Here is a 17,540-nt window from a genome sequence, read left to right as displayed (position 1 = left end):
CTGGTCACCATTTTCGTTACGCCGGAGCCTCCTCTTTGGGCGCCAGCTTGTCGAAGAGGTGATCCGCCAAACCCCGCACGGTGGTGATGTCCGCAGAGGTGATGCGTACCCCCGTCTGCGCCTCGATGTGAGTGCGCAATTCCAGGTTGCCGAGCGAGTCGAGGCCGTACTCGGAAAGCGGATGGTCCGGATCGATGTTGCGACGCAGGATCAGACCGATCTGCTCGGAGAGCAGGCGCCGGAGCCGGGTCGGCCACTCGTCGAGCGGCAGCTCGGCCAACTCGGCGCGCAGTTTGCTTGAACCCGAACGCTTTTCACCGGCGGACTTGAACATCTCGAGGAACTTGCTGCGTTCCGCGAAGGACGCGATCCACGGTGTCCCGATGAGCGGGCTGTAGCCCGTGTACGCGCGGTCGTGGCGCAGCAGCGCCTCGAACGCGTAGGCGCCCTCGTCGGGGGTGATCGCCGCGCCGCTGCCTTCGGCAAACCCGGCGCCGCGGCCGATCTCGCCCCAGGCGCCCCACGCGATGGCGGTGGCGGGTAGGCCCTGGGCGCGTCGCCAGTGGGCGAAGGCGTCCAGCCAGCTGTTGGCCGCGGCGTAGGCGCCCTGGCCGGGCGAGCCCAGCAGGGCGGCCGCCGAGGAGAACAAGCAGAACCAGTCCAGCGGTTGATCCGCGGTGGCCTGGTGCAGGTTCCACGCGCCATACACCTTGGGGGCCCAGTCGCGGTCGATGAGCTCGTCGGTGATGTTGGTCACGGTGGCGTCCTCGACCACCGCGGCGGCGTGCAGCACACCGCGCAGCGGCAACCCGGTCGCGGTCGCGGTGGCCACCAACCGTTCCGCGGCCTCGGCCGTGGCGATGTCACCGCATTCGACCACCACGTCCGAGCCGATCGAGCGGACCAGTTCGATGGTCTCGAGGGCCTTGAGCGTCGGCTCCGAGCGCGAGGTCAACACGATGCGGCCCGCGCCGGCGGCGGCCATCTTCTCGGCCAGGAACAGCCCGAGGCCGCCGAGGCCGCCGGTGATGACGTAGGAGCCGTCGCGGCGGAACACCGGCGCCTGCTCGGGGGGCAACACCACGCTGCTGCGACCGGCCTGGGGGATGTCGAGGATGAGCTTGCCGGTGTGCTCGGCCGCGCTCATCACCCGAATCGCCGTGGCCGCCTCGGCCAGTGGGTAGTGGGTGCTCTCCGGCATCGGCAGCGCGCCGTCGGCGGTCAACCGGTACACCGTGGCCAGGATTTCGCTGACCTGCTGGGGGTGGCTGACCGACATCAAGCCCAAGTCCACGCCCCAGAAGGCGAGGTTGCGCCGGAACGGGAACAGGCCCAGCTTGGTGTCGCCGTAGATGTCGCGCTTGCCGATCTCGACAAACCGCCCACCGAGCGCCAGCAGCTTGAGCCCGGCCAACTGGGCGGCCCCGGTCACCGAGTTCAGCACGACGTCGACGCCGTAGCCGTCGGTGTCGGCGCGGATCTGGTCCGCGAACGCCACGCTGCGCGAGTCGTAGACGTGCTCAACGCCCATGTCGCGCAACAACTGTCGGCGCTGCTCGCTCCCCGCGGTGGCGAAGATCTCCGCCCCCGCGGCGCGGGCGATCGCGATCGCGGCCTGCCCGACACCGCCGGTGCCGGAGTGGATCAGCACCTTGTCGCCGGCCCCGATGCGGGCCAGGTCGTTGAGTCCGTACCAGGCGGTGGCGTGCGCGGTGGTCACCGCCGCGGCCTGGGCCTCGGTCAGCCCGTCGGGCAGCGTGGTGGCCAGGCGCGCATCGCAGGTGACGAACGTGGCCCAGCACCCGTTGGGGGACATCCCGCCGACGCGATCGCCGACCTTGTGGTTGGTGACGTCGGGGCCGACGGCCGTGACCACGCCGGCGAAATCGGTGCCCAGCTGCGGCAGGATGTTGTCCAGGCTCTGGTAGCGGCCGAACGCGTTGAGCACGTCGGCGAAGTTGATGCTCGACGCGGTGACCGCCACCTCGATCTGCCCCGGACCGGGCGGGACGCGGTCGAACGCGGCGAACTCCATCGTCTGCAGGTCACCCGGCGTGCGGATCTGCATGCGCATGCCATCGCTGTCGTGGACCGCGACGGTGTTGTGCCGCTCCTCGGGACGCAGCGGTGACGGGCACAAGCGCGCCGTGTACCACTCGTCGTTGCGCCACGCCGTCTCGTCTTCTCCCGGACCCGCCGACACCAGCTGGCGCACCACCTGCTCGGCGCCGGTCTGCTCGTCCACGTCGATGTGAGTGGTGTGCAGGTGCGGATGCTCCGAGCCGATCACCCGCAGCAACCCACGCAGCCCGCCCTGATCGAGGTTCGGAACGTCCTCCGACAACACCTTCTGGGCGTTCCGCGTCACCAGGTAAAGCCGGGGCGACTTGCCCTCGATCTCCGGCAGTTCGCGCGCGATGCGGACCAGGTGGTGGACGTAATCGCCGCCGCGAACGGCACTTTCGTCGTCCGGGTTGCCGTTCTTCGGCTCGGTGAGCACCACCACGCCGGCGTACCCGCCCTTTTCGATCTCGCCGCGCAGTCGCCCGGCGACGGCCGAATGGTCGGCCCGCGCGGGCCAGGACAGCGTGGTGCATTCCGCCTCGTGCAGCTTCATCGCGTCGGTGAACGCGGCCGCCACCAGATCGGCGGCGTCGGAGGTGCTGACCAGTAGCCACGCCCCGGCCTCGGCGGCGGCCACGTCGGGCAGCTGCCGTTGCTGCCATTCGACGGTCAGCAGCCGCTCGGCCATCACGCGGGCCCGCTCGCCGCTCGGCGAGATGCCGGTGCCCATCTGCAGGCCGCGGACGGTCAGCAGGACGGTGCCGTGCTTGTCCAGGACGTCGAGGTCGGCGTCGACGGCGCCACCGGTCGCCGCGGTCACCCGCGAGTAGCAGTAGCGGGCCGTGTGGACGGGGCCGTGGACGAGCAGCTCGCGGACGCCCAGCGGCAGCAGCAGGCCGCCGAGGCTGGCGTTGGCCACACTGGGATGAGCGGCAACGGACTGGAAGCAGGCGTCGAGCAGCGCAGGATGCACGCCGTAGCTGGTTTGTTGCGTGCGGATCACGCTGGGCAGCCCGATCTCGGCCAGCACCGTGGTGCCGGTCCCTTCGGCGGTGTGCGCGGCGGCCAGGCCGGTGAACGCGGGACCGTACTGAATGCCGCACAGGTCCAGGGCGTCGCGAAGGTCGGCGCCCTCCAGACGGCTCGGGTGCGCGGCCAGCAGGCCCTCGATGTCCTGCGCGGTCGGGTGCTCCTCGTCGGTCACGGCATGCAACACCGCGGCCGCGCGGCGCGCCTGCACGCCGTCCTCGTTGGTTTCCACCGCGAATGCGAGGGAACCGGGCGTCTCCGCGGTTGCGGTGAGGCTGATTTGGGTTTCGTCATCGAGCATCAGCATCTGCTCGAAGCGGACGTCGCGCACGCCGGATGCCTCGCCGAAGACGGTGCGGGCCGCGGCCAGCGCCATCTCGCAGTAGGCTGCGCCCGGCAGGGTGGCCGTGCCGTGCACCTGGTGGTCGGCCAGCCAGGGCAGCGTCGCGGTGCCGATCTCGGCCTGCCACACGTGGCGCTCGGGCTCCTCGGGCAGGCGCACGTGCTGACCCATCAGCGGGTGCACCGCGACGCTGGAGCGCAGCGCGCGGGAGCTGTGACCGTCGCGGCTCAGCAGCAATGTCCGGTGGGTCCAGGCGGGCAGCGGGGCGTCGAGCAGGTGGCCGCCCGGGAACAGCACGGAGAAGTCGACCGTGGCGCCCGTGGCGTACAGGTCCCTCAACAGGTCGCGCAGCCCGTGCGGCAGCGGTTGCTCGCGGCGCATGGCGGCGAGGGCCGCCACCGTCATGTCGAGGCTTCGGGCGGTCTGGTCGACGGCGTGGGTCAGCAGCGGGTGCGGTGACAGCTCCGCGAAGACGCGGTAGCCGTCTTCCAGCGCCGCCTGCACGGCCGCCGAGAACCGCACCGTGTGGCGCAGGTTGTCGACCCAGTAGTTGGCGTCGCAGTACGGCTCCTCGCGCGGGTCGAACGAGGTGGCCGAGTAGTACGGCACCTCCGGGGTCAGCGGCTCGATCTCCGCCAGCACGTCGTACAGCTCGTCGAGGATCGGATCGACCTGCGGCGAGTGCGATGCCACGTCGACGGCCACCTCGCGGGCCAGCACCTCGCGCTGCTCCCACGCCGCCACCAATTCGCGGACCGTCTCGGTGGCTCCGCCGATCACGGTGGATTGCGGGGAGGCCACCACCGCGACCACGGCGTCGTTGACGCCGCGCGCCATCAGCTCCGAAAGCACTTGCTGGGCAGGCAGTTCCACCGATGCCATCGCGCCGGCGCCGGCGATCTTGGTCATCAGCCGCGAGCGGCGGCAGATGACCCGCGCCCCGTCCTCGAGGGACAGCGCCCCGGCGACGACGGCCGCCGCGGACTCGCCCATCGAATGGCCGATGACCGCGCCGGGGCGGACCCCGTAGGACTTCATCGTGGCCGCCAGCGCGACCTGCATGGCGAACAGCGTCGGCTGCACCCGGTCGATGCCGGCCACCTTCTCGGGCGCGGTCAGCGCCTCGGTCACCGAGAAGCCGGATTCGGCGGCGATCAGCGGCTCGATCTCGGCGATGGTCGCCGCGAACGCGGGCTCGTTCGCCAGCAGGTCCGCGCCCATCTCGGCCCACTGCGAACCCTGTCCGGAGAACACCCAGACCGGAGCGCGTTCCTCCTGGCCCACCACTTCCTGGTAGATGGCGTCGCCGTCGGCGACCTCGCGCAGTGCCTCCACGAGTTCGGCGTTGCTGGCGGCCAACACGGCGGTCCGCACGGAACGGTGCCCGCGCCGGCGGGCGAGCGTGTAGGCCAGATCCGGCGTCGCCAGTTCCGAGGAACGTGCCTCGACCCAGTCGGCCAGCCGTCCGGCGGTGTCCCGCAGGCCGTCTGCAGACGAGGACGACAGCGGGAACAGCAGCGTGCCGTCGCGGTCCGGCCTGGTGGCCGCGCCGTTGGGGGAGAGGGGCTTGGGGGCCTGCTCGACGATGGCGTGGACGTTCGTCCCGGATATTCCGTACGCCGACACCGCCGCGCGCCGCGGTTGCCCGCCGCTCAGCGGCCAGGGCGTAATCTCCTGCGGCACAAACAATCCGGTGTCAATCCGGGCCATCTCGTCGGGCAGGGTTTCGAAGTGCAGGTTCTTGGGGACCACGCCGTGCTGGACGGAGAGGACGGCTTTCATCAACCCCAGCGCACCGGCGGCCGCCTGGGTGTGTCCAAAGTTGGTCTTCGAGGCGCCGAGCACGCACGGGTTGTCGATGCCGTATACCTCGGCGAGACTGGCGTATTCGATCGGGTCACCGACCGGGGTGCCCGTGCCGTGCGCCTCGACCATGCCGACGGTGCCGGCATCCACGCCCGCCGCGACGAGCGCGGCGCGGTAGACCGCGGCCTGCGCCTCGCCCGACGGCATCGCGATGTTCATGGTGTGGCCGTCCTGGTTGGCGGCCGTGCCGCGCACGACGGCCAGGATCCGGTCGCCGTCCCGCTGGGCATCGGTCAGGCGCTTGAGCAACAGCACCACGCAGCCCTCGCCGGATACGAAGCCGTCCGCTTTGACGTCGAACGCATGGCAGTGCCCGGTGCCCGACAGCATCCCCCCCGCCGAGGCCGAGGCGGACCTGCGCGGTTCCATCATCACGTTGACGCCGCCGGCGAACGCGAGCTTGCTCTCACCCTGGCTGAGGCTGCGGCAGGCCTGGTGGATCGCGAACAGGCCGGACGAGCAGGCGGTGTCTACGGTGACCGCGGGACCGTGCAGCCCGAGCGCGTAGGAGACCCGACCGGACGCCATGCAGGAGATGGTCCCGGGGTTTCCGTACGGTCCGTCGAAGGCATCGGTGGCGGCGTGCACGAATTGGTAGTCGCCGTAGTTCAATCCGATGAAAACGCCCGTTTCCTCGGCGATGGTCTCCTTGGTGAGACCGGCGTGTTCCATGGCTTCCCAAGCGGTTTCCATCAGCAACCGGTGCTGCGGGTCCATCGCCGTCGCTTCTTTTTCGGTGATGCCGAAGAACTCGGGGTCGAAGTCGCCGACGTTGTCGAGGAAGGAGCCCCACTTGCACACCGACCGGCCGGGCACACCCGGTTCGGGGTCGTAGTAGTAGTCGACGTCCCAGCGGTCGGCGGGAATCTCCTTGACAAGGTCGTCGCCGCGGAGCAACGCTTCCCAAAAGAGGTCAGGGGAGTCGATTCCCCCGGGCAGCCGGCATGCCATCCCAATGACGGCGACCGGAGTGACGCCTGCCTTATCCACGGTCCTTCACCTCTCCCTGCCTATCCACAAGTTCCTATCACTGCAGCACGCTCTTATCAGAGCTTCGGGAAATCTCACCGAATATTTTTGTGCGAGCTGACAACTCCCCCACAACGCACGAACACCCCACCGACCCCCGCGATCGAAGCTCGCCCTAAGAACCTGGCGCGATCAGCAGCGTAGCGGTTCCGCCCGGCACGCGTGGAAAAATCGTGTAAACGTACAGAGATTTAACAAGGCGCGAACCGGAGTCCAGGTCTCGCCCAGCGCCCGGATCACGGGCCGATCACATACTTTCGGGACGGTACAGCCGTGTGGCGGTGGTGCTGGAGTCGCTGCTAGAGCGCTATTCGCCCCACGTTGTCCGTCATCATGGGGCCTCCAATCTCGAGTTGACCACCGACGTTGTCCACCATCAGGCAAGTGGCACATCACCAACTGGCCCTACCCCGGAAGGGTGCGGGCAAAGGCCAATTGGGCGCGCCGATGCGTTCCATCGGTGATGCGCAATCAGGTCATGCTAGGGGTTATTGCAAAAGCGCGCTGGAAAATCGCTGAAATCACAAAGATTGCAAGCTAAATCACAATGAAATGGAAGTCGGGGCGATGGCGGCGTGCGGGACGGGCCGGCGTTCCGGGCCTTTGGGAATTGCTGGCTACCATGGCTGGTGAACGCGAGGTGTCTCGCCAGTACACGGAGTGCTCACGCCATGACCCCACCTCTTGGGCAAGCCCGGGTCCCCCGGCTGCCGCTCGACGAGGCCAAGGCCGCCGCCGACGAGGCCGCGGTGCCCGACTACATGGCCGAGCTCAGCATCTTCCAAGTGCTGCTGAACCATCCGGCGCTGGCGCGCGCCGTCAACGACCTGCTGGCCACCATGCTGTGGCACGGTTCACTCGACCCGCGCTTGCGCGAGTTGGTGATCATGCGGATCGGCTGGCTCACAGCGTGCGACTACGAGTGGACGCAGCACTGGCGGGTCGCGTCACGGCTGGGTGTGAGCGCCGAGGATCTGCTGGCCGTGCGCGATTGGCAGGGATATGACGGGTTCGGGCCCACCGAGCGGGCGGTGCTGGCGGCCACCGACGACGTGGTGCGTGACGGCGCGGTAAGCGCCGCGAGCTGGGCCGCCTGCGCGCGCGAATTACAAGGCGACACAACGGTTCTCATCGAGCTCGTCACCGCCATCGGCGCGTGGCGGATGGTCGCGTCGGTGGTGCGCAGCCTCGATGTGCCGTTGGAAGAGGGGGTGGCCGGCTGGCCGCCGGACGGCCGCTCGCCCTAGCTCGCACAACCGATTGACATATCAGTCAATAACTCTTTAGCGTCGGACGATGCGAACCAGAGTTGCCGAACTGCTCGGCGTCGAGTTCCCGATCTGCGCTTTCAGCCACTGCCGCGACGTGGTGGCCGCCGTGACCAACGCGGGCGGCTTCGGGATCCTCGGCGCCGTCGCGCACAGCCCCCAACGGCTGGAAAGCGAGCTGACCTGGATCGAGGAGCAAACCGGCGGCAAACCCTACGGGGTGGACCTGCTGTTGCCGCCCAAGTACGTCGGCGCCGAGCAGGGCGGGATCGACGCCACGCAGGCCCGGGAGCTGCTGCCCGAGGAGCACCGCGCGTTCGTCGACGACCTGCTGGCCCGCTACGGCGTCGCGGCGCCCACCGGCGAGCCGCGCGCGCCGTCCGGCGGCCTCAACGTCTCGCCCAAGGGCTACGAGCCGCTGCTCGACGTGGCGTTCGGCCACGGCATCCGGCTGATCGCCAGCGCGCTGGGGCCGCCGCCGGCCGACCTCGTCGAGCGCGCTCACGACCGCGGCGTGCTGGTGGCCGCGCTCGCCGGCACCACGCGGCACGCGCGGCGGCACGCGGCCGCGGGCGTCGACCTGATCGTCGCGCAGGGCACCGAGGCCGGCGGCCACACGGGCGAGGTGGCGACCATGGTCCTGGTCCCCGAGGTGGTCGATGCCGTGTCGCCGGTTCCCGTTCTCGCCGCCGGGGGGATCGCCCGCGGCCGCCAAGTCGCCGCGGCCCTGGCCCTGGGGGCCGAGGGCGTGTGGTGCGGGTCGGTGTGGCTGACCACCGAAGAGGCCGAGACGGTCCCCGTGGTGAAGGAGAAGTTCCTCGCCGCCAGCTCCTCGGACACGGTGCGGTCGCGGTCGATGACCGGCAAGCCGGCCCGGATGCTGCGCACGGCGTGGACCGACGAGTGGGAGCGGCCTGACACCCCCGATCCCCTCGGCATGCCGCTACAGACGGCGCTGATCACCGATTCGCAGGTGCGCATCAACCAAGCCGCCACCCATCCCGGGGCCGCGGCCCGCGAGCTCGCGACCTACTTCGTCGGGCAGGTCGTCGGCTCGCTGGACCGGGTGCGGCCGGCCCGCGCGGTGGTGCTCGACATGGTCGAGGAGTTCATCGACACGATCGGGCGGCTCGAAAGCCTGGTCGATAAGTGACCAGCCCGACCCGCCGGCGCCGCGCGGTCAGCGACGAGGACAAGTCGCGGCGGCGCGACGAGATCATGGCGGCCGCCAAGAAAGTGTTCGCGCGCAAGGGTTTTCACGCGACGACGATCGCCGACATCGCCAAGGAGGCCGGCCTGGCCTACGGCTCGGTCTACTGGTACTTCGACTCCAAGGACGATCTGTTCCACGCGCTGATGGCCGTCGAGGAGGGCGCGCTGCGACGTCATGTCGCGGCGGCGCTGGGCGGTCGGGCGAAAGCGCCCGGACGGGAGGCGACGCTGCGGGCCTTCCTGCACGGCTCCGTGCGGGCGACGCTGGAGTTCTTCGAGGCCGACAGGGCCACCGTCAAGCTGCTGCTCTGCGACCCGGATGCGCTCGGCGAGCGATTCGAAAGGCACCTCGGCGGCATCTACGAGCGGTTCGTCGACGACATCGAGGCCTTCGTCGTCGCCGCCCAGGAGCGCGGCGAGGTGGTGGGCGCCCCGGCCCGGATGGTGGCGTACACGCTGGCGGCGCTGGTCGGGCAGTTGGCGCACCGGCGGCTGAACACCGACGACGACGTCACCGCGGCCCAGCTGGCCGACTTCGTCGTCGCGCTGGTGCTTGACGGGCTGCGCCCGCGCGTCGCCCCCGAAGCTGGCTAAAGGCTATGCGCGCGCGTAATGAGTGCATAAAGATTCGGGAATCGGCTCGGATCACGTTGACCCGGCCAGGGCGGTCGTGCATTATCGGCACGGTATGCACCTCGTTAGGTGAGGCGTCTACACGAATATAGGCCACTGACCCCGAACGTCCAAAGACGCCCCGGGTCAGGACAGCTCCTCCCGGCTTAAGGGTTGAGCCCAGGTGGCTTCCGGACATCGGACACGTCGTGTAGTGCCAAAGCTCTGACGAGAGGGGTGCGGATCTCCGACGGTCGTCGGTTTCTGTACTCCCTTCAGTGCGCGTGGACGGTGCGGGTGACCGCGCGCGTCGTGACCGTTGAGGAGGTGAGGGACGAATGAGTTCCAGCGACAGTCCGGACCGAAGTCCGAACTTTGTCGCGTCCCGATCCGGTCTCCGGCACGACGTTCTCCGCTGAGTCGTCGATACGCTAATTGGCCTAGCCGCCAAGCGTTCTGGGATCGGAACCAGCACGGGACGGGACACGTCAATCCAGCCAGTGCTCGTTTTCGATTCCGTCCTAGGAGGCGACCATGACCGCGGTTCTGCACGACGAAGTGGTAACCGTAGCGCCCGCCCGCAAGCTGACGGTGGTGCGCGATGCGGCCACGACCCCGACCCCGGCGCCGGCGCCGGCGCCCAAGAGGGTGGTCGACGCCCGGCCCTTCGGCGCGGGCGGGGACCCGCTGGTCGACGGCGCCGCACGCTTGCTGAGCATTCCGCTGCGCCACGCGTACGCGGCGCTGTGGCGGGTGGGTCTGCTCGACGTCCGGCCGCGGGTTTTCCCCTGAGGTCGGGTGGTCCCGCGGGGCGCCGCGTTTGATTTTGCGGTGTTCCGTAGAATCGGTGCACTGGCGTCGATCCGGCCATCACCGGGGAGCCTTCGGAAGAACGGCCGGCGTGGCTCAGTAGAACCGAACGGGTAGGCCCGTCACAGCCCGTCAATGAGCGGTCGCGCGCAAGCGCGGCAAGCGGGGTGGTACCGCGGCGCTCGCGCACGTTGCGCGTCGTCGTCCCCGGCCTGAGCATGACGGCCACAGGAGACGACGAACATCGTGACCGAGTCATTCACCGGCAAGGCCGGCCCCCGGGCCTATCCGAAGCCGGCCGGCGGCGCGCCGGACTTCCCGGCGCTCGAGCTCGAGGTCCTCGACTACTGGGCCCGCGACGACACCTTCCGCGCCAGCATCGCCCGCCGCGACGGCGCCCCGGAATACGTGTTCTACGACGGGCCGCCGTTCGCCAACGGGCTGCCCCACTACGGGCACCTGCTCACGGGCTACGTCAAGGACATCGTCCCGCGCTACCGCACCATGCGCGGCAACAAGGTGGAGCGCCGCTTCGGCTGGGACACCCACGGGTTGCCCGCCGAGCTGGAAGTCGAGCGCCAGCTCGGCATCACCGACAAGTCCCAGATCGACGACATGGGGATCGCCGCGTTCAACGAGGCCTGCCGGGAATCGGTGTTGCGCTACACCGACGAATGGCGGGCGTATGTCACCCGCCAGGCCCGCTGGGTCGACTTCGACAACGACTACAAGACGCTGGACCTGCCCTACATGGAGTCGGTGATCTGGGCGTTCAAGCAGCTGTGGGACAAGGGCCTGGCCTACGAGGGCTACCGGGTGCTGCCGTACTGCTGGCGCGACGAAACCCCGTTGTCCAACCACGAATTGCGGATGGACGACGACGTCTACCAGAGCCGCCAGGACCCGGCTCTGACGGTCGGCTTCCAAGCGGTGGGCGGCGATTTGGACGGCGCCTACCTGCTGGTGTGGACGACGACGCCGTGGACGCTGCCGTCGAACCTCGCGGTCGCCGTCAACCCGGAGGTGACCTACGTCGTGGTGCGGGCTGGCGACCGTCGTTTCGTGCTGGCGCAGGCCCGGTTGGCCGCCTACGCCCGCGAGCTGGGCGACGAGCCGGAGATACTGGGCGCCTGTCGCGGCGCCGACCTGCTGGGCACGCGCTATCTGCCGCCGTTCCCGTATTTCCTGGGCTCGGCCAACGCTTTTCGGGTGCTGCCGGGCGACTTCGTGACCACCGAGGACGGCACCGGGATCGTGCACATGGCGCCGGCCTACGGCGAGGACGACATGGCGGTCTCGGAGGCGGCCGGCATCGCGCCGGTCACCCCGGTCGATTCCAAGGGCCGCTTCGACGCCACCGTCCCGGATTACCAGGGGCAGCATGTCTTTGACGCCAACGCCCAGATCATCCGCGACCTGAAGAACGGCGGCGGCCCGGCGGCGGTCAACGGCGCGGTGGTGCTGCGGCACGAAACCTACGAGCACCCCTACCCGCACTGCTGGCGGTGCCGCAACCCGCTGATCTACCGGGCGGTGTCGTCGTGGTTCGTCGCGGTCACCGAATTCCGGGACCGCATGGTGGAACTCAACCAGCAGATCACCTGGTACCCCGACCACGTCAAGGACGGCCAGTTCGGCAAGTGGCTGCAGGGCGCCCGCGACTGGTCCATCTCGCGAAACCGCTACTGGGGCACGCCAATTCCGGTCTGGAAGTCGGATGATCCCGCCTACCCGCGCATCGACGTGTATGGCAGCCTCGACGAGCTGGAGCGTGACTTCGGGGTGCGGCCCACCAATTTGCACCGCCCCTACATCGACGAGCTGGTGAGGCCCAACCCCGACGACCCCACCGGCCGCAGCACGATGCGGCGCATCCCCGACGTGCTCGACGTGTGGTTCGACTCGGGCTCGATGCCGTACGCGCAGGTGCACTACCCGTTCGAGAATTCCGATTGGTTCGACGGGCACTATCCCGGCGACTTCATCGTCGAATACATCGGCCAGACCCGCGGCTGGTTCTACACCCTGCACGTGCTGGCCACCGCGCTGTTTGACCGGCCGGCGTTCAAAACCTGTGTGGCGCACGGGATCGTGCTGGGCTCCGACGGCCAGAAGATGAGCAAGTCGCTGCGCAACTATCCCGACGTCTCCGAGGTGTTCGACCGCGACGGCTCCGATGCCATGCGGTGGTTCCTGATGGCGTCGCCCATCCTGCGTGGCGGCAACCTGATCGTCACCGAGCAGGGGATCCGCGAGGGCGTGCGCCAGGTGCTGCTGCCGCTGTGGAACGCCTACAGCTTCCTGGCCCTCTACGCGCCGAAAGTCGGTGCCTGGCGGGTTGATTCGCCGCACGTGCTGGACCGCTACATCCTGGCCAAGCTGGCGGTGCTGCGTGACGACCTCACCGCGGCGATGGAGGTCTGCGACATCTCCGGGGCCTGCGAGCAGCTGCGCCAGTTCACCGAGGCGCTGACGAATTGGTATGTGCGGCGGTCGCGTTCGCGGTTCTGGGAGGAAGACGCCGACGCCATCGACACCCTGCACACCGTGCTGGAGGTGACCGCTCGGCTGGCCGCCCCGCTGCTGCCGTCGGTGACCGAGATCATCTGGCGCGGCCTGACCTTCGGGCGGTCGGTGCACCTGACCGACTGGCCCGCGTCGGGCGACCTGCCCGCGGACCCAGGCCTGGTCGCCGCGATGGATCAGGTCCGCGAGGTGTGCTCGGCCGCGTCGTCGCTGCGCAAGGCCAAAGGGCTGCGGGTGCGGCTGCCGCTGCCGAAACTGACTGTGGCGGTGGAGAACCCGCGGCGCTTGGCGCCGTTCGTCGACCTGGTCGCCGACGAACTCAACGTCAAGGCCGTCGAACTGACCGACGCGATCGACACCTACGGCCGCTTCGAGCTCACCGTCAACGCCCGGGTGGCCGGGCCGCGGCTGGGCAAGGACGTGCAGGCCGCCATCAGGGCGGTCAAGGCCGGCGAGGGCGTCGTCAACCCGGACGGCACCCTGACCGCCGGTCCGGCGGTGCTGCGGCCCGAGGAGTACAGCTCGCGGCTGGTGGCCGCCGACCCGGACTACACCGCGGCGCTGCCCGACGGGTCCGGCGTGGTGGTGCTGGACGGCACGGTCACTCCAGAACTCGAAGCCGAGGGCTGGGCCAAGGACCGGATCCGCGAGCTGCAGGAGTTGCGCAAGTCGACGGGCCTGGACGTCTCCGATCGCATCAGCGTGGTGATGTCGGTGCCCGCGGGGCGGGCCGACTGGGCGCGCACCCGCCGCGACCTGATCGCGGGGGAGATACTCGCCACCAGTTTCGAATTCGGCGAGCCGGGTCCGCACGCCGTCGCGATCGGCGACGGCGTCCGGGTGCGCATCGCCAAAACGTAGCCGGTTCGCCGCGAAAGTGCAGTTACCGATGCGTTTCCCGAGTGAGGCCATCGATAACTGCACTCTCGCGGCTGTCGGTGGGCCATGGCAGTCTGCGGCCATGGGGAAGGGGACACCATTCGTCGGTACGGAGGCGGTTGACGCCGGCACGCTGACCGAACACGAGCTACGGCGCTCGTGCATAAGGATCTACCGCAATGTCTACCAACGGCGCGGCAGCGGACTGACCGCGAAGGATCGGGCTGTGGCTGCCTGGCTGTGGTCCGGAAAGAAGGCCGTCGTCGCCGGGAACTCCGCGGCTGCGCTGCTTGGTGCGGAGTGGGTCGATCCCCATGCACCGGCGGAGCTCATCAGCGATCGCAAACGTCCGCCGCCGTTGATCATCACCCGCAACGACACCTTGCTGGCCGGCGAGATCGCGAACGTCGATGGCGTGCCGGTCACGTCGCCCGCCCGCACAGCCTTCGACCTCGGCCGGCAACCTGGGTTGACGGCCGCTGTCATCCGGATTGATGCTCTGGCGAGGGCGACCGGGCTCGTGGTCGATGACGTTGAACCGCTGATCGATGCGCACCCCGGCGCCCGGGGCGCGAAGCAGCTGCGACGGGTATTGCCCCTCGTCGATGCCGGGGCCGAATCACCCCAGGAGACGAGGACCAGGCTCGTCCTGATCCGCGGGGGTCTGGCCAGGCCGCAGACGCAGATCGTGGTGCGCAATATGTGGGGCGCGGTGCTGGCCCGCATCGACATGGGGTGGGAGCGGTGGCTCGTCGGCGTCGAATACGACGGTCCCCAACACTGGACAGACCCGCGCATCCGCGCCAAGGACATCGAACGCACGGCCGAGCTGGAGAGTCGGGGGTGGCGCCTGGTCCGGGTCAGCGCCGACCTGCTGCGGCATCGGCCGGACGTGATTGTGGACCGCGCCCGCCGCGCACTGCAGGCCGCCGGCGGCCCATTCTGACCGCGAAAGTGCAGTTACCGATGCGTTTCCCGAGTGAGGTCATCGATAACAGCACTCTCGCGGCTAGGGTTTGCGAGCGCGCCAGCGCTGCCTGCCCGCGCCAACGTGAACGTCCACGTCGCGAAACCCCGCCGCGCGCAAGCGATCCGGCAGCGCCTCCGGCGGAATCGGATTGCAGGTGTCACGGAAATGCAGGATCCGGAACATCAACGACGGCACGCCGTCGCTGCCGGCGAAGACGCCCCCGGGCCGAAGCACCCGGAACGCCTCGGCGAACAGCCGGTCTTGCAGTTCCGCGGTCGGGACGTGGTGCAGCATGGTGAACGACACCACCGAGCTGAACTCTCCCGACGGCAAACCGGTATCGGTGCCGTCGCCGTTGATGATGCGCGCCCGATCCCCGTAGAGCCGCTGCAGCCGCTCCGCCATGGGGGCATCGATCTCGACCGCCGTGAGCTTCGGCGTCTTATCGACCAACACCCGCAGAAACGCGCCGTATCCGGGCCCGATCTCCAGGGCGTTGTCACCCAGGTCCACGTCGGCCAGGACCGTCGGCAACACGTGGTTCTCCACTTCCCTCGCCCAGCGATTCGAGTTGCAGCACAGCCTGTGACACAGGTTCATCGCCATGATCAACGACGGTAGACCAATACCATCGACAAGTGTGGAGTCCCGCTGGGTGCTGCACCTGGACATGGACGCGTTCTTCGCCTCCGTCGAACAGCTCACCCGGCCGACCCTGCGGGGGCGGCCGGTGCTGGTCGGCGGCCTGGGTGGCCGCGGCGTGGTGGCCGGCGCCAGCTACGAGGCGCGGACGTTCGGCGCGCGGTCGGCCATGCCGATGCACCAGGCCCGCCGGCTGGTCGGCGTGACGGCGGTGGTGTTGCCGCCGCGCGGGGTGGTGTACGGGGTGGCCAGCCGGCGCGTCTTCGACGCCGTGCGCGGCGTGGTGCCCGTCGTCGAACAGCTGTCCTTCGACGAAGCGTTCGGGGAGCCGCCGCAGCTGGCCGGGGCGTCGGCGGAGGACGTCGAGGCGTTCTGCGAGGGCCTGCGGCGACGGGTGCGCGAGGAGACCGGCCTCGTCGCGTCCGTCGGCGCGGGCTCGGGCAAGCAGATCGCCAAGATCGCGTCCGGCCTGGCCAAACCGGACGGCGTTCGGGTGGTGCGGCGCGCCGAGGAACGGTCGCTGCTCGACGGCCTGCCGGTGCGGCGGCTGTGGGGCATCGGCCCGGTCGCCGAGGAGAAGCTGAATCGGCTCGGCATCGAGACGATCGGGCAGCTGGCCGCGCTGACCGACGCCGAGGTGGCCAACGTCCTGGGCGCGACGGTGGGGCCCGCGCTGCACCGCCTGGCCCGCGGCGTCGACGACCGGCCCGTCGCCGAGCGCGCCGAAGCCAAGCAGATCAGCTCCGAGTCCACCTTCGCCGTCGACCTGACCAGCCTCGAGCAGCTGCGCGAGGCGATCGACCCGATCGCCGAACACGCGCATCAACGCCTGCTGCGCGACGGCCGCGGCGCCCGCACCGTCACGGTGAAGCTGAAGAAGTCCGACATGAGCACGCTGACCCGCTCGGCGACGCTGCCCTACGCGACGACCGAGCCCGGCGCGCTGGCCGCGGTGGCCCGCCGGCTGCTGCTGGACCCGCGCGAGATCGGGCCCATTCGCCTTCTCGGCGTGGGGTTTTCGGGGTTGAGCGACGTCCGCCAGGAGTCGCTGTTCCCGGACCTGGAGTCATCGGAGGAACAACCCGTCGAGACCGCGACCGAGGCCGTGTCCGCGCCGGCGCCCGAGGTCTCGCCGTGGCGGGTGGGCGACGACCTGACGCACCCCGACATCGGCCACGGCTGGGTGCAGGGCGCGGGCCACGGGGTGGTGACCGTGCGGTTCGAGACCCGCAGTTCGGGCCCGGGCCAGGCCCGCACGTTTCCCGCCGACACCGGCGACCTCACCCGCGCCGACCCGGTCGACTCCCTGGACTGGCCGGACTACGTCGGCGGGCTGCGGGCCGACGCCCTGTCAGCCCCAGCGGTCGATGACGTCGGCGACGGGTAGCCCCGCCGCCAGCGCGGCCATCAGCAGCACCCGGGCCTGGGACGGCCGCAGCCGCGGCACCACCACCGCGCCGGCGGCCGCCATCTCGTGGCCGGGGCCGTAGCCCGCGCTGACCCGCCCGCCGGGGACCCGCGTGGACACCGCGACGACCACCCCGTTGCGGCAGTGGCGGCGCACCCCGTCGACCACCGCGTCCCCGGCGTTGCCCGAACCCAGCGCCTCCAGCACCACGGCCCGTGCCCCGGCGGCCACGCAGGCGTCCAGCGCCACCGAGTCGCTCCCCAGATACGCCGCGACGATGTCGACCCGCGGCGCGCGGGCGGCGCCGAGATCGCCGAGGTACGGCCGCGTCTTGGCGCCCGTCAGCGTGACGCCGCCGGCCACCGTGCCGAGCAGCTCGCCCGCGAAGCCGCTCAAGTCCTCGGTGGCACTCTTGTGCATGCCCAACGGCTGCAGCACCCGGCCGGCGAAGCACACCAACACACCCAGGTCACGCGCGGCCGGGCTGGCCGCCACCGCCAACGCGTCGCGCAGATTGGCCGGACCGTCGGCGTCGGGGGAGTCGGCGCTGCGCATGGCGCCGGTGAGGACGACCGGCACCGTGCCCGCGTGGGTCAGATCGAGCCACAGGGCGGTCTCTTCCATGGTGTCGGTGCCGTGGGCGATGACCACGCCGTCGGCGCCGCCGTCGATCGCGGCCCGCACGGCACCGCGCATCGAGTCCCAGTCGGCCGGCGTCAGCTGGGAGCTGTCGAGCGCCAACAGGTCAACGACGTCGACGTCGAGGCCCTTGCCAAGGGGCGCTAGCAGATCCGCCCCGCGGTAGGCGGGCCGGCGCACCCCATCGGCGTCCCTGCCGGTCGATATCGTCCCTCCGGTGGCGATGACGGTGAGGCGGGCCAT

At 69.9% G+C, this 17,540-nt stretch carries 10 protein-coding genes and 1 riboswitch; of the genes, 7 read left to right on the top strand and 3 right to left on the bottom strand.

The window, feature by feature from the left end; translation table 11 throughout:
* Positions 1-16: 16 nt before the first annotated feature.
* The gene (gene pks2 / locus G6N25_RS23010; protein ID WP_083074839.1) at positions 17-6,292 is read right to left on the bottom strand and encodes a sulfolipid-1 biosynthesis phthioceranic/hydroxyphthioceranic acid synthase; all 6,276 of its coding nucleotides are present in this window, start codon (positions 6,290-6,292) and stop codon (positions 17-19) included.
* Positions 6,293-7,002: 710 nt separating this feature from the next.
* On the opposite strand from pks2, the gene G6N25_RS23005 reads away from it, so the two are divergent.
* The 6 genes from G6N25_RS23005 (at position 7,003) to G6N25_RS22980 (ending at position 14,584) form a co-directional block, all read left to right on the top strand.
* Complete coding sequence (locus tag G6N25_RS23005; RefSeq protein WP_083074837.1) at positions 7,003-7,578, top strand: carboxymuconolactone decarboxylase family protein; 576 nt, start codon at positions 7,003-7,005, stop codon at positions 7,576-7,578.
* A 49-nt stretch (positions 7,579-7,627) separates the two neighbouring features.
* Positions 7,628-8,752, top strand: coding sequence for an NAD(P)H-dependent flavin oxidoreductase (locus G6N25_RS23000; RefSeq protein WP_083074836.1), 1,125 nt, complete (start codon positions 7,628-7,630; stop codon positions 8,750-8,752).
* Positions 8,749-9,405 (top strand): TetR/AcrR family transcriptional regulator, encoded by a 657-nt coding sequence (locus G6N25_RS22995; protein WP_232065889.1) that lies wholly within the window; start codon positions 8,749-8,751, stop codon positions 9,403-9,405. The genes G6N25_RS23000 and G6N25_RS22995 overlap by 4 nt, the downstream gene beginning before the upstream one ends.
* A 93-nt stretch (positions 9,406-9,498) precedes the next feature.
* A riboswitch (M-box (ykoK) riboswitch) is annotated at positions 9,499-9,667 on the top strand.
* Between the two features lie 290 nt (positions 9,668-9,957).
* Positions 9,958-10,215 (top strand): Rv1535 family protein, encoded by a 258-nt coding sequence (locus G6N25_RS22990; RefSeq protein ID WP_083074834.1) that lies wholly within the window; start codon positions 9,958-9,960, stop codon positions 10,213-10,215.
* A gap of 264 nt (positions 10,216-10,479) precedes the next feature.
* Positions 10,480-13,620, top strand: coding sequence for an isoleucine--tRNA ligase (ileS, locus tag G6N25_RS22985; RefSeq protein ID WP_083074832.1), 3,141 nt, complete (start codon positions 10,480-10,482; stop codon positions 13,618-13,620).
* Positions 13,621-13,720: 100 nt separating this feature from the next.
* Positions 13,721-14,584, top strand: coding sequence for a DUF559 domain-containing protein (locus G6N25_RS22980; RefSeq protein ID WP_083074831.1), 864 nt, complete (start codon positions 13,721-13,723; stop codon positions 14,582-14,584).
* A gap of 63 nt (positions 14,585-14,647) precedes the next feature.
* Here the strand turns inward: G6N25_RS22980 and G6N25_RS22975 are convergent, their stop codons facing one another.
* Positions 14,648-15,214: a class I SAM-dependent methyltransferase gene (locus G6N25_RS22975; RefSeq protein WP_083074829.1), complete on the bottom strand. Its 567-nt coding sequence runs from the start codon at positions 15,212-15,214 to the stop codon at positions 14,648-14,650.
* A 34-nt stretch (positions 15,215-15,248) separates the two neighbouring features.
* Here G6N25_RS22975 and G6N25_RS22970 point away from each other — a divergent pair, with 34 nt between their 5' ends.
* A complete protein-coding gene (locus G6N25_RS22970) occupies positions 15,249-16,637 on the top strand; it encodes a DNA polymerase IV (protein ID WP_083074828.1) in 1,389 nt (462 codons plus the stop codon).
* Here G6N25_RS22970 and G6N25_RS22965 read toward each other — a convergent pair.
* Positions 16,602-17,540: an asparaginase gene (locus tag G6N25_RS22965; protein WP_083074826.1), complete on the bottom strand. Its 939-nt coding sequence runs from the start codon at positions 17,538-17,540 to the stop codon at positions 16,602-16,604. The two genes, G6N25_RS22970 and G6N25_RS22965, sit on opposite strands and share 36 nt — an antisense overlap.

Origin of the sequence: Mycobacterium heidelbergense, assembly GCF_010730745.1 — a bacterium.
GTDB classification, from domain to species: Bacteria; Actinomycetota; Actinomycetes; order Mycobacteriales; family Mycobacteriaceae; genus Mycobacterium; species Mycobacterium heidelbergense.
Note: the sequence above shows the minus strand (reverse complement) of the source record. Positions and strands in the feature narration are given on the sequence as shown.